Origin of the sequence: Desulfitobacterium dichloroeliminans LMG P-21439, from assembly GCF_000243135.2 — a bacterium.
Lineage (GTDB): Bacteria > Bacillota > Desulfitobacteriia > Desulfitobacteriales > Desulfitobacteriaceae > Desulfitobacterium > Desulfitobacterium dichloroeliminans.
This window is the reverse complement of the sequence record NC_019903.1, coordinates 1,789,328-1,802,831: the sequence shown is the minus strand read 5'-3', so window position 1 is coordinate 1,802,831 and position 13,504 is coordinate 1,789,328. Positions and strand designations below refer to the sequence as shown.

The following is a 13,504-nucleotide window of genomic DNA, read 5'->3' as shown; positions in this document are numbered from 1 at the left end:
AACCGCACTGATTTCAGTGCGGTTAAAATTTCTGTATGGAGCGGGTGATGAGAATCGAACTCACGTAACTAGCTTGGAAGGCTAGCGCTCTACCATTGAGCTACACCCGCAGGTGTGGTAGCAGGGGAGAGATTTGAACTCTCGAATGAGCGGGTATGAACCACTTGCCTTAGACCACTTGGCTACCCTGCCATGGCTCCCCGAGTAGGATTCGAACCTACAACCTACCGGTTAACAGCCGGTTGCTCCACCGTTGAGCTATCGAGGAATAGTGCTTTATATATTGACTGGCGGAGAAGGAGGGATTCGCTCCGCGTACTTTCAGTACGCTATCACGCCGGGCCTAAAAATGCTTCCAAAGGGCGCATTTTCTTAACGGCCGTTCGAATCCTTCTATGAATATATTATGGCAAGTTAGGTGAATATAGATGCCATAGTTTTTCTTCTCGTTCTGCTCATAATCTTCTGCTCGGAAATCATTGTTCATCTCAGAATAAAATCTATATTTTTAGCAGTCATCCGAACTGATACTACCAGCTACCAGCGATATGGTTACCGTGGAAAGTGCAGACCGGAAATGCCAGCCTCTTGAAATATCGAAGTGAGATCACCATCCTTTAAGTCAATCCATAACAAAAATTTCTAGACTTCAATTATATTGAACAAACCTTCTAACTTTGGCAAATCATCTTTAGATAATGATGGTATATTGATAAATAATCTCTCCACAGCTCTACTTATTGCTACATAAAAAATTCTATGTTCTTCATCGCCGAATAGATTTGTTTTCAAAAAAAACTCAAAATCTTTTTCATTTTTTAATACAACAAAAACATTGTCGAATTCATCGCCCTTCGCTTTATGGATGGTCTTATTCTTACTAATATCCTCGTTGATCCTTACACATAAAGCTAATTGTAGATAACTATGATCTTCATAAAATGTTTTAGGCGCACCACTTCTTAAACTTGAAATATCTGGTTTAATTTCACTTTTCACAAATGAATAAAAATCAAACAGAGAGTTATTTTTCAATTCATCATATTTCTTTAAAAGTAAGCATAGATATTTAAGTCCTTCTTTTTTTCTTTCGCTCTTGTTATTCTTCTCCTTAAACAATTGCTCTAATTCTTTAATTGCATCTTTATATTTTCCTTCATGAGCAAGTTCTGTTGCTTTTACACAACCAATAATCACTTTGCTTCTATAATGATTGCTACTACCTGATTTGTCTATATCTGAAAGTTGATCGATTAGTGTATCATCAAAAGATGTACCTCCGATTTCTTTCTTCATTAAATTAGATGTTATATTATCTCTTGACAATGAATATATTGCTTCATTTTTACTGTTTTCTTTTGCTTTTTTAAGAGCGGCAACTCTCTCGCCAATGATAATAATTGGTTTTTCTCCATTTACATTTCTAAATTTATTTTGTCTTATATCTACACGAATTTTATTTAATACATCAATGATGAGGTTGGTGCTTCGCCTATTATCAGCCATTTCATAATCCACAATATATGGCAATTCAAAAGAATGAAATTGTTTTGGGTCTGCACCTTGAAATGAATAAATAGATTGAGCTTCATCGCCTATTATTCCAACAATAGTTTCTTTTTCAACTATTAGTTTCAAGATAGCCACTTGAATTGGATTGGTATCCTGAAATTCATCCACGAAAAAATATGGGAATTTGGCTTGTAAAACTTTTAAAATAAAAGGGTACTTTTTTATAAGTTGATAACTGAAAAATAGAACATCGTTGTGATCTAAAAAACCTTCTTGCCAATAAAGCTTTTTGTATCCAAGTAAATCTGTTTCAAGAATATCCAGGCATTTTTTATTTAAATATCTACGTTCAATCTTTCCGTTTCTTTCTTCTAAATAAAAGGCTTTTTCTCTATCTCCTACAATTCTCAAATTATTGGAGTTATCGATTTTATAACTTAACGATGATAACCAACCTATAAGCGCTCTCTTGTTGGTATCTAATTTTGTTAATTGATTTACAGCATATGGGTGCTTTAACTTATTAGCATTAGGATGATTTTCAATCCATTCAACAACTTTTTTTAAGTGTAAAACCGAATCATCATGGCCATCTATTTCTGCTGCATCCAAACCATAATCAGCGACTAGGAATGAAGCATATGGTTTTACTATATGCTTATATAAAAAACTATGAATCGTAGAAACTTCAACTTGGCTTGCACTAGTTCCTAAACGTTTTAATATTGTTTCTACCGCGATATTTGTATACGTAACACAAGCAATTTTACGAGTTTTCATTAATCTTTTTGACGTATGTAAAACATTTTTTATCTGATTTACCATCCAATATGTCTTACCAGCACCGGGACCAGCAGATACTCGAAAATGTTGTTCAATTGGAATCAATGTATCTGAATTTATTGAAATCATTTACATATCCATGCGATGGCTCTTTTCATATAATTAGGAACAATAAATTCTTTATATTTGGCAGTTCCCTTATTAGCAAGATTTTCTTCTAGTACATATGCTAATTCCAACGCATTTTCTCCTTTCCCAACTGAATTAAGATATCGAGAAGCTATGATAGCTTTAGCTTTTTGATCATCTCCCCATAAGGAATTTGATCTTATACTTGCTATAATTCGTTGATTTTCATCACTGCCATTTAACTTCTTTTCATAGTCAGAAATCTGCTTCCCGCTTTTATACAGTTCCATTAGTCCAATAATTTCTTCTCTATTGCTCATCGATTCAGTTATTAATAAGTCAAGTGTTGGATTGTTTATAATCAAATCATATTCAAATGTTTTCCCGTACATATTATCTTGAGTATATGAAGCAATATTAGGGTGTTTACCTTCTTGATACTTATCTAAGCTAGTATTGGTCTTATACTCATAAGTCGTATTATCAACATTCAATTCAAATGGATAGCATTTTTTAAAATTTATTCCTTTATCTTTATTCTTCCTCTCGGGGTCTATATCTGTTAGGCAAACCACTTTTTTATTTATTGTATATGGCTTTTGAGAGTCAAACAAATGCAAAAAATGATCAAAATATCTTCCAGCTACATTTATTACTGTAATATGATTTTCTTCTAGTGATTTTCCCTCATATCTTGCCAAAATTGATAAAAGTAATTGCTCAGCCAATCCTTCTACTAAAATCACTTTTTGAGCAAAAAGCATATCTGATTTGGTTGCATCTAAAAAACGTTGAACATATTTTTTGCTTTTTCCATCACTAGGAAATACTTTTGCTGGATATCCCACTAATGTTTGCCCCGCTTCATTATGTAGACAAATTAATTCATCTATTAAAACAGAAGAAGTAATATGTGTTGAGTGAGTCGTTACGAAAATCTGCCTTACCTTTTCCTCTGTTTTATTCTTTTTTAAAAATCTCAAAAACTGATACTGCATCGCAGGGTGAAGGTGTGCTTCAGGTTCTTCAATCGCTAAAACAGGAAAAACCTTTGCATTACTTCCTAAGTATTTGCCATCTGAATTTACTTGCATTTTTGATAAAAGTAACGACATGAATATCAAGTTATTATATCCCAGTCCATTGTGTGTCGCTGGTATTTTTATACCAGTTTCATACTCTACAATTAACTTAAGTGCAGAGAACATTTCAACATCTGAAATGCTCCCCTCAAAATTTGGTATGGCTTTATTAAACGAGGCACCTGTATCCTTTGCATATGAAAGGATTTGATCCTTACCTTGCTTCATTCTTTCTTGAAGATCGAGAAGTAACGCATCTGCATGGTCGGAAAAATCTTGCTTCTTCTTTTCTATTTCTTTTCGTTTATCTTCTTCTGATTTGGTGACATCAGATTTAATTTCATAATCCATAAAAAAGTCTAATACATTTCTGAGAAGCGTATTTTTGCCGGTAAGCATATCTCTTTCAACATCACGAATTGCATCTAAAAATTGAAAATCAAATTTCTGTAATGACTCGCTGTCTGCAACAGTTTGAGTTATTGGGTCACCTCCCCATACTTTATATGCAAAGAGTCTTATGAAATCGTGCTTTATTATCTTCCATGCCATATTCAAATCTATAGCAGTTGTGATTATATTCAAATAATTACTTTTTTCTTTTTCAGGAAGGAAAAATTCATAGGTCAACAATGACTCATAAGGTTCGTTAAGCTGAGTAAGCCAATTGCCTACAGTAACTAAATCATCAGAATTTAAATCTTCGTCAATACTTTGATTGATTGTAATAGCTATACTTATTTTGGGTGGATCAGCTTTTAGTTCATCAAGTGAAATGTATTTATTGAAATCGTCAATATCTAATTGTCTTGAAACTTGAGAATCAAGCACTAATGATAATGCTTTTATTAGATTTGATTTTCCTGCATTATTATGTCCGATTATTACATTTACACCATCATTAAATTCTATTTCTGTGTTTTTAAAATTTCTAAAATTTATCATTCTAATTTTGGATATGTACATATTATCCTTCCCCCCACACTTATAAATCTTTTTAACGACAGTGTTCTTCTGCGAGTCGAGCTTCTTCCTTTTGCCAACTGTCATTTAATTTTTCCATGGTTTCATTATCGGAACCAGAAGCAAGCCTTCGCATAGTGGAGATTTCATCCATAATTCCATTACCCCAATTAACATCAACCAATTGGAAACGGTGATAGGTCGCTTCATTAGTGCATCGTTCCAGGGTGGATGTTTTTTCATTCAAATGAAGCATCGTATATGGATACTGTAGTTTAATAACTGTCAAGTTTTGCTCAAGTTTGGGCGAATCTTTATCCCAACATAGCAGAATGAATTGTCCGCTGTTAAATCGGAAAATATAGGATAGCAATAAACCTTCAAACGTTTCTACTTCAAATGGTTCTCGGATACGAATCTGCCCAGTTGTATAATCAATATTTTCAACCATACTATTGGCCATGAAAACAGGCGACTTACACCATTGTAATTTCAGGTTCCCAAACATAAAGTCCGGTGCTGGTGATGTGTTTACAGCCAAGCCTGCTAAGACAGTAACATTATCCATGGGTTTAGCGATATCTTCGTTCAATAAAAAGCCAAGGACATCTTTATTAAAGAACGATATATCGTCTTGTCTTGCTCTGAGATCATTGAACGCATATTTCAGTAGCATCTTTTGAAGTAAAGTATAATTGTACTCAATTTCGACAACAGAATCGGCTTCATATTTCCTCAAAAAATATTGTTGAACGATCTGCTTGGCATAACTATCAATATAAGAAATACGATCATTATTGCAGGCGGCGCATACATCCTTTACCATGGGATCAGCTTGATGAATTACTTTATGATTTCCGTCAAATGTTAAAAAACATTCAGGGAATAAATCCAATATTCCACTTGAAATAATGTGTTCTCTTGTTGCTTTTGATTCTCTGCCACAATATGCACATCTCATATAATTACCTCGTTATATTCTGCACTACTCTGTTAAGAATATCATGCTAAAGATTTATGTATTTTTAGCTTTATAATATCATTAACCCGATAAATTAGCCTATTTTGCCTGCTCATTCTTCTTATATCTCCCGTCCTTTGGCTTCACAGCATCATTAGGTATTGCCCAAGTGTTACCAAAGCGAACGGCACCAGGGATCTTTCCCTCGACACATAGCACCTGTACTCGGCGCTGAGTAATGTTCCATTTATCAGATGTTTCTCTTGCAGTCATATAGTCCATACAACGACCCTTCATCAGGAAAATATTGCATATTTTTATTATATATCCATAACGCGAATAATACAATGGATTGCTATCGAAAACACGTGTATGTGAAATATGCAATAATCTGCGGTAGTATATGACGTATTCGTACTCACTTTAGCCGGTTGAATATAAAAAGCCCTCGCATATTTATGAGGACTTTCCGTTTTATTATGGAAATCTGCGGTTATATATACTGTTCCATCTTAAAGCCGCCCTTGAAAATAATGAGTAGCTTATCTTCGCTCATAACTTTGATGGTGTCGATCAACTGCCGAACGACGCTGTCCTTGTATTCGGTGCATTCGAAGGGAGCATCCTGCAGGGTCCTGCAGAGATCCTCGATCTGCAGAGTGAGGGCGTCGGGACCGTTCTGCTGTGCTTTATGGCTCTCCAGTGCTTTTTGCAGGGACTGGATTTCCTCCGAAATCTCCTTGAATTTGTCCTCGTAGCTTCTGGCGTTTCCGGCCTTTACACTGACCGCCACAAGCTCCATCATGGTTTTTTGCAGTTCGCGGATTCTGCTTTCCAGAAGGAGGGGGTTTACTTCTTCGCAATTTTTCTCGGAAAGTGTGATTTCCAGATTGGATTTCAGGATGCCGATGAGCTGCTCCCGATTTTCCATTGCCTTGTTGATAGCGTCCAGCAGCGCCGCATGAAGGGCTTCTTCCTCGATGGTAGGTGAGTTTTGGCAATATTTCGTGCCGTAGTCCAGGCGGCTGATGCACCGCCACACCACCTTTTTCTTGCCCCGCTTCGCCCAGGTCACCCGCCGGAAGGCACTGCCACAGTCGCCGCAGACGAGAAGCTCAGTCATGGCGTAGCGGCTGCTGTACTTGGACTGCTGGGTTTTACTGGTCTTGTCCGACACCTTGCGTTTTCCTGCCCTCCGTGCAATTTCCGCCTGTACCAGTTCAAAAAGCGGACGGCCTATAATGGCTTCATGATGATCCTTGACAAGGTATTTGGGCAGCTCTCCGTTATTTTTTTTAATCTTTTTACTGATACAGTTTTCTATGTAAGTCTTTTGAAGGAGCGCGTCACCGCAGTATTTCTCGTTACGGAGCAGGTACTGGAGTGCACCCTCCGACCACAGGGGCTTGCCACCTGCGGCGGAGATACCATCGGCTTCCAGCATCTTCTTTATGTTCGCCACGCTCATTCCGGCAAGGTAGTTTTCAAAAATCCTTTTAACTACTTCGGCCTGTTCAGGTATCACATGGGGTCTGTCATCCTCACCGCGTTCGTAGCCGTAGATGCGGGAGTATTGGAAGGAGACCTTGCCGCTTTTGAAGCTTTGACGCTTGCCCCAGCGGACGTTCTGGCTAATGGATTCCGATTCAGCCTGTGCAAAGCCGCCCAGCATGGTGATGATGATCTCACTGTCGGCCTTCATGGTATTGATGTTCTCCTTTTCAAAAATGACAGGTATGCCCAGTTCTTTAAGTTCGCGGATGTAGTTCAGGCAGTCAACAGTGTTTCTCGCAAAACGGCTTATTGATTTCGTCAGTATCACGTCGATCTTGCCTCGCTTGCACAGACGGATCATCCGGAGAAATTCCGGCCGTTTTTTTGCCGAGGTGCCGGTAATACCCTCATCCGCAAAAATACCTGCCATGGTCCATTCGGGGTTGGTCATGATTTTGTCGGTGTAGTAGGCCATTTGCGCTTCGTAGCTGGTGAGCTGTTCCTCCTGATTGGTGGATACCCGGCAGTAGGCCGCCACCTGCAGCTGGCGCTGGACGGTTCTGAGCTGCGTGGTTGGAATGGCGGGGATGACGATAATTTGGGGTTGTGCTAAGCATTCTGCTGTTTGCATGGCGGGTTGCTCCTTTCCTCTGTGTTTTGGATTATCATTCCATTGATCAGCTTAAGGAAAACCGTGCTGTCAGGCTGGATTATGACAGCGTCCACGGTCTGCAAAATGAGTTCGGGATCAAGTTCCGTTATTGAGGCATGGTTTTCCAGCGTTTCCTTGATCCTTCTTGTCTTTTCCGGCAGCAGGGCATCCGGGCAGTGTTCATATTGAATAGCGGCGCGGGCCATGATCAAGGTTCTGGCGAGGCCCTCATTGCAGTCAGGCTTATCCAGTTCCCGGTTGATCTCATTGGTCAGCCGCGTAATTTCAAGGTTATGGAGTTCTTTTACTATTTGAAGGCTATCAAGCTCTCGCGGATTCTGTATCATCCGGTTCAGCAGTGAAACCACCTGCGCGCTCAGATGGGCATCGGTGATTTTAACCATTGGTCGGCATTCCGTGTTTTTGCATTTCCACCGTTCCCCGAAACGGCTGTCAGGTATTCTTTCGTATGTGGCACCGCATTCGCCACACACCGCCTTTTTCTTTAGGGCGGTAATTTCAGGCGCAGTGCGGATGTCTTTCCGGGTGTATTTCTCCTGTTGGAGCAAGGCTGACTGTATGAAATCATCCTCCGCGATCAGCGACGGATAATTGTCATTACCAGTATATTTACGATTTTGCAGGATGCGCCCCACAATGTTTTTGTTCCAGCGGGATGTACCTTCTCTATAGGGTACGCCTGACGCTTCCAGTTCGGCGGCGATCTGGCTGTAGGACTCTCCGGCAAGATACCGATTGAAAATCATCCTCAACAGATCCGCTTCCGTGTCATGTGTGATGATTGAGCCTCCGGAAAGCCGGTATCCGAAGGGTATATATCGCTGCTTCATGCTATCTCACCGTCCTTTCTATCGTCTCGGCAAGCTTCAGACCGTTTATCAACTTAAATTTCAGGCGTTCGCTGGATTCTGCGACGACAAGTTCCACCATGCTGTCAAATATCGTTTCGTCAAATTCGGTCAGCAGTTCTGGACTGTCCTCCAGCATGGAGATGAGGCACCGAGTTTCGGTGATGGTACTGTCATCCTCATCCTGCTCCATCAGCTTGTTTTTTTCTGCCTTGAGGACACGGATCTGCCGGTTCACCTCACCTGTTTGGGATAAAAACAGAGCAGAATCGATGATGCCTCTGGACTTCAGTCCGTTCAGCACATGATTCTGCTCTGTAAGCTCCGCAATATTCTGATTGATTTGAACCACCTGCGTGTTGCTGAGATTGCGGTTCCTTTTCAGGGTCTGCATTTGTTCCAGTATGGGGTTCAGGATGATGGAATAATGAATTTTCAGCTTGTTGTATAACCGGAGGAACGCTCCGTAGATTTCCGCTTCGGGGATTTGGGTGATGGAGCAATTTGATTTGCCGCTGTTATGGTTCCAGCATATCCAATAGATTTTTCCACGGCAGATTTTACGCTTAAAGGACGATCCACACTCCCCACACCGGATTCTTTGGCTTAAGGGGTATTCTGAACGCTTTGACATGGTTGGAAGAACCCTGCTTTGATTGAGTTGCTGTGCCTGCTCGAAAACCTCAGGAGAAAGAATAGGCGGATGGGAATATTTGAAGTAATATTTGTCCTGTTCGCCATTATTCCGCTTTTTCCGGAAGGGCAGAGCGTTGGTAGTGTATCTCTTTTGCAGGAGAGCGTCCCCCATGTAGCGCTCGTTTTTTAACATATAGTCGATGGTGGTGTACTGCCATTTTTTCTTGCCGTCCCTTGTGGGATAGCCCATAGCAGTGATCTCCTGCGCGATCTCATCCTTGCTTTTTCCGTTTAAATAGCTGTCAAAAATATAGCGGACGATCTCCGCTTCCTGTTCCTGAATCTCCAGCCTTCCTTCCACAAGGCGGTATCCAAAAGGAGCCTTGCAGGTGATAAATTTGCCCGATTTCATGCGGTGCTCGTAGCTCCAGCGCATGTTGCCGGATATAGACATCGACTCATTCTGTGCATTTCCGGCGAAAAAGGTGAAAATGAGTTCATCCGTCATCGTGGCGGTGTCGATGTTCTCTTTTTCAAAATAGACGCTGACGCTAAGAGCCTTCAACTCCCTGATGGTGGTCAGACAGTCCCTAGTGTTTCGGGAAAAGCGCGATACGGATTTAGTTAAGATGCGGTCGATCTTCCCTCTGCGGCAGTCATGGAGTAGGCGGAGAAAATCCTCCCGCTTATCCATCCGCAGACCTGTGATGCCCTCGTCAGCGTACATGTCGACCATATCCCAATCCTCATGCTCACGGATGAAGGAGGTGTATGCCTTGACCTGGGCGGCAAAGGAGTTTTCCTGATCGTCGGAGTCGCTGCTGACACGGGCATAGGCCGCGACGCGCAGCTTGTTGCTTCTAATTTGCTGGATTGGGTCAATGACGATGACCTGCGGGGCTTCCGTCGCCAGCTTTTTCGCTAGGGCTCCGTCAGTCAGATTTATGCTTGGTTTCACGGCTTTTGCCTCCTTTCTTTGTTTGTCAACAACAGACATTACCACACAATCGTTTCAATAGCTATCATAAAAACCACTAAACAATCAGGATGGATACCCCCAGCTGTCCGGCAATGCGAGAGGCAGTCTTTCGGCTATCCTCCGAAGTGATTTTTCCAATGGAAACCAGCCAGTTCAGGGCATTTAAGATGCCGATATAGTCGGCGTTGGCGGTTGCTTTTTTCTTTGCTTCTTCCATAGCGACATCCTCCTATTCTAAGCTCATAACAAGCTCATGGTACAGTTCATCAAATTGGGCAAATCTGATTTCGCCTTCCATCGGGGAGTAAAGCCGGATACCCAGTTGGTCGAGTCCCCGGAGAAACTCCAGTATTCTCACCATGTCCCGTCCCAGGCGGTCAAGCCTTTTTACCAGCAGTACATCCATTTTTCCGTCCCCGGCGGCTTTCATTACCTCCAGAAGGCCGGTGCGGTTAAAATCCAATCCGCTGCCGAGATCCTCGGAGCTTCCGGTTACCGCAAAGCCCATCTGCTCCGCATAATCAAAAAGCTCTTTTTTCTGGCTTTTTAAGCTGCCGTGTGCATCTTCGGGCGCATCAATCCGGCTGTAAGTCCATGCGCGTTTCTGTTCTTTCATGTATAACCCTCCGTTTCTGTTTTCCTGAGATAAGCAGGCGGCAGGAATTACTCTCCTGCCGCCTGCTAAAAACTAACTTTCTAGCTTTAGAGAATAACCCATGCTATAGCATCCGGAATTCGGTTTTAATCACGTTCTGTTCTTCTTCGTCCCAAAAGGTCTGAACTTCTTCTTCACCGGCAACCGGGATACTCACCGGATCTTTATCGCCCATCTGCATGGGTACAAGATCTTTTAAGATTTTCTGCAGAAGTTCCTGATTCGGGCAGCGGTTAATAAATTCGCCAAAGGTATTCAGTACAAGCCTATCAAGCCTATCCGTCAAAATCATTTTGTTTGCATGCTCTTTATGCAGCATTATAAAATTAGCAATGTTGGATGGAGAATTTTCGAAATAGTAAACCTGCTCGTTTCCGTCATATCTATACACATGTCCGACGATTAGATCCTTGCTTAACAGTTCTGCTAATACTTCTTTTTCCAATCTGCTTTCCCCCTTGCTTATTTTGAATTTAATCTCACAAGGACGCTGCAGGACAAAATTGTCCTGCAGCGTAGTTTCTGAGATCAAAAGATCTGCTTATTCTTCATTCGCACGCTTTTACTCGACACTACTTCCCAAAGCGTAAAGAGTCATAAAACTCTTATAGGGCAACAGCTTAAACGGTTTGTGGTCGGCAAACCTCATAGGAATTTCACCTCTCCCAGGATCTCTGCGAGCCGCCCCCATTGCTTGAGTCTGTGGCTGGACGGAAGTAGCATTGTCACTGTCCATTTCATTGCGAAACAGTCCACCATAGACTGTTTTATGACCGGGCTTTGCCGCTCGTCACCTTCGATGCCATCGGTTCGACAGATGTCTGTCACCCATCTGCAGGCAGTCTTGGCGCGCCCGTCAATGTCGCTGCCGCTCATCACGGCTGGACAGCTCATGTATTTAAGCTGCCGGATATGATATTTTCAAGGAGCAAAAGGGAGAATAGAAAAACCCCCTCACTTACTTCCACGTTGAGCAAGGGGGTTGAACGGAAAAATTTTTAAATTTTCATAAGTTTTTTTAGCTTGCCGAGAATTTTAACTTTTCTGTCATGAATCGTCATCTGTGGGACTCCGGTTTGCCTTGCCAGTTGATGCTCGCTCTTGCTCCTGAAAAACAGCTCGGTGATCAGCTCCTGTTCTTCCGTTGAGAGCAACTTAAGACAGTCCAGCATTTTCTCAATCAGCACAGCCTTCACAGCGGCATCATCCACGCCTTCAGCATCGGCGGCAAACTGCCTGTTTTCCTCCATGAGTCGTTCATAGGAGTCCTCCCGGCTGGGCAGGTATGTAACGGTTCCTTTGACGTAGTCAATCTTATGCCGTTCGATTTTCAGATCGAGCTGCTGGTATTCCATCTTGCGGTCGCTTTTTTCCAGTACCTCAATAATTTCGTCGCTCAAATCGGGATATTTCTCCCGATAATTTGTCTTTCTATTATATTTAGCCATAGGGCTTGTCCTCCATTTCTTGATGTTTGAAATCCTGAAATGAAGAACAAGCGGAGGAGAGCGGCAGCCTATTGAGTTCGATTTTTTATTTAGAGAACAGAAAAAGCCCGCAATTTGCCAATAGCAAATTACGGACTCTTTAATGTCGTCCGAATTACTTGTTAATTGATTTATGTATTGAGTCTTACGAAAGACAGGAATGTCTTTATTTCAAGCCCTTTATAGCTGCCTTTATCCTCATTTTGCCCTCCTTTTTATCCGGGCAAAATGTTTAAAAGACGGGATGACAAATAAAGCCACATTCACGGCATTTGAATTTATAAGTTGTGCCAAAAATAAAACCCTGCCTAAAAAAGGGCAGAGTTACGTTAAGAACACAATCAGTTCGGTAGCCAGGCTGTCATAGTACTACTGCAAGTAGCCCCTTAGACCCTGTGGCTTTGCGTCACTGCTTTTAAACAGTTTTGCCCTTGTCGCATGATTAACTTTTTCTTTGAAAAGTAATAAGACTGGCATCACTTCCTTAAAAGTTACGACCATAAAATTTATATTATTCCAATTAATTCCATTATACAATGATTAATTTCAAATATTTGTCATTTCATGTCGTTTAAATTGTTAAAAAATATTTATTAACTATTTTTTAATAAATTGACTCCATTATTAAAAACAATCCCAAAAAAACCGAGTGCGTTTTTGCACCCGGTTAAGTAGAGTTCTAAATTTTAATATCGTTAAGCTTTGTTTATGATCTCCTTGCATGATGTACAAACATGTTTATCCATCACATGGATAAGATTATCTTTACCCTTACAAAAAACACATCGTTCTGTTGCTTTATGTAAAACGATAGTTCCTTTTTCATTAGTACAAATATCAATTTCATCACCAGATTGAATGTCGAGGCTTGTCCTTAATTCAATCGGCAAGACAACCCTACCAAGCTCGTCTATTTTTCTTGTAGTAATCACTTTCATAATCGTTTCTCCTTATATCTATTTAAGCCGTTCTGATGCCTTATGACGGGTATGGTTATACCCGCTGAATTTTATGCTATATTTGTTTGCATAAAGTTTTTTCTTTGTATTCATCATTACAAACCGGATTGATCTTTGCCAGACTCGTATATATAGATTCTAGCTGCCAGATGCTGTTGCATTGACGATCCAGGCGTTTGCTTAGTCTCAATATCTCGTCAGAAGTATATGGCGGCCCTTTCTCAAAAAGAATTTTACCTTTTTTTCTACATCGCATAATAAGGTACCAATGCCACTCGATTCTGATTGCTAACATCTTCATACAGAGTTTTTTGTACATGAATATCACTCCCGTTACTAATAC

General features: G+C 41.0%; 12 protein-coding genes, 3 tRNA genes and 1 riboswitch. All 15 genes read right to left on the bottom strand.

The window, feature by feature from the left end; translation table 11 throughout:
- Positions 1 to 36 precede the first annotated feature (36 nt).
- Positions 37 to 110: transfer RNA gene (locus DESDI_RS08560), tRNA-Gly, on the bottom strand.
- Between the two features lie 5 nt (positions 111 to 115).
- Positions 116 to 192: transfer RNA gene (locus DESDI_RS08555), tRNA-Ile, on the bottom strand.
- 1 nt (position 193) lies between these two features.
- A tRNA-Asn gene (locus tag DESDI_RS08550) sits at positions 194 to 268 on the bottom strand.
- Positions 269 to 642: 374 nt separating this feature from the next.
- Complete coding sequence (locus tag DESDI_RS08545) at positions 643 to 2,424, bottom strand: UvrD-helicase domain-containing protein (protein ID WP_015262230.1); 1,782 nt, start codon at positions 2,422 to 2,424, stop codon at positions 643 to 645.
- Positions 2,421 to 4,472, bottom strand: coding sequence for an ATP-dependent nuclease (locus DESDI_RS08540; protein WP_041219371.1), 2,052 nt, complete (start codon positions 4,470 to 4,472; stop codon positions 2,421 to 2,423). Before DESDI_RS08540 ends, DESDI_RS08545 begins: the two co-directional genes overlap by 4 nt.
- A gap of 31 nt (positions 4,473 to 4,503) precedes the next feature.
- Complete coding sequence (locus DESDI_RS08535) at positions 4,504 to 5,430, bottom strand: hypothetical protein (protein ID WP_015262228.1); 927 nt, start codon at positions 5,428 to 5,430, stop codon at positions 4,504 to 4,506.
- A gap of 99 nt (positions 5,431 to 5,529) precedes the next feature.
- A complete protein-coding gene (locus DESDI_RS08530) occupies positions 5,530 to 5,712 on the bottom strand; it encodes a hypothetical protein (protein WP_015262227.1) in 183 nt (60 codons plus the stop codon).
- A gap of 211 nt (positions 5,713 to 5,923) precedes the next feature.
- Positions 5,924 to 7,555, bottom strand: a complete 1,632-nt coding sequence (locus DESDI_RS08525; RefSeq protein ID WP_015262226.1) for a recombinase family protein — start codon at positions 7,553 to 7,555, stop codon at positions 5,924 to 5,926.
- Positions 7,534 to 8,427, bottom strand: a complete 894-nt coding sequence (locus DESDI_RS08520; RefSeq protein WP_015262225.1) for a recombinase family protein — start codon at positions 8,425 to 8,427, stop codon at positions 7,534 to 7,536. The genes DESDI_RS08525 and DESDI_RS08520 overlap by 22 nt, the downstream gene beginning before the upstream one ends.
- A gap of 1 nt (position 8,428) precedes the next feature.
- Positions 8,429 to 10,039: a recombinase family protein gene (locus tag DESDI_RS08515; protein ID WP_015262224.1), complete on the bottom strand. Its 1,611-nt coding sequence runs from the start codon at positions 10,037 to 10,039 to the stop codon at positions 8,429 to 8,431.
- 76 nt (positions 10,040 to 10,115) lie between these two features.
- Positions 10,116 to 10,277 carry a hypothetical protein gene (locus tag DESDI_RS18070; protein WP_015262223.1) on the bottom strand — a complete coding sequence of 54 codons (162 nt, stop codon included), beginning with the start codon at positions 10,275 to 10,277 and terminating at the stop codon, positions 10,116 to 10,118.
- Positions 10,278 to 10,289: 12 nt separating this feature from the next.
- Positions 10,290 to 10,676: a recombinase family protein gene (locus DESDI_RS08510; RefSeq protein WP_015262222.1), complete on the bottom strand. Its 387-nt coding sequence runs from the start codon at positions 10,674 to 10,676 to the stop codon at positions 10,290 to 10,292.
- Between the two features lie 103 nt (positions 10,677 to 10,779).
- Positions 10,780 to 11,160 (bottom strand): hypothetical protein, encoded by a 381-nt coding sequence (locus DESDI_RS08505; protein ID WP_015262221.1) that lies wholly within the window; start codon positions 11,158 to 11,160, stop codon positions 10,780 to 10,782.
- A 553-nt stretch (positions 11,161 to 11,713) separates the two neighbouring features.
- Positions 11,714 to 12,163 carry a sigma factor-like helix-turn-helix DNA-binding protein gene (locus DESDI_RS08495; protein ID WP_015262220.1) on the bottom strand — a complete coding sequence of 150 codons (450 nt, stop codon included), beginning with the start codon at positions 12,161 to 12,163 and terminating at the stop codon, positions 11,714 to 11,716.
- Positions 12,164 to 12,547: 384 nt separating this feature from the next.
- Positions 12,548 to 12,642, bottom strand: a riboswitch (cyclic di-GMP riboswitch).
- Between the two features lie 255 nt (positions 12,643 to 12,897).
- Entirely contained in the window at positions 12,898 to 13,140 is a 243-nt protein-coding gene (locus DESDI_RS08490) for an AbrB/MazE/SpoVT family DNA-binding domain-containing protein (protein WP_015262219.1), read from the bottom strand.
- Positions 13,141 to 13,504: the final 364 nt, after the last annotated feature.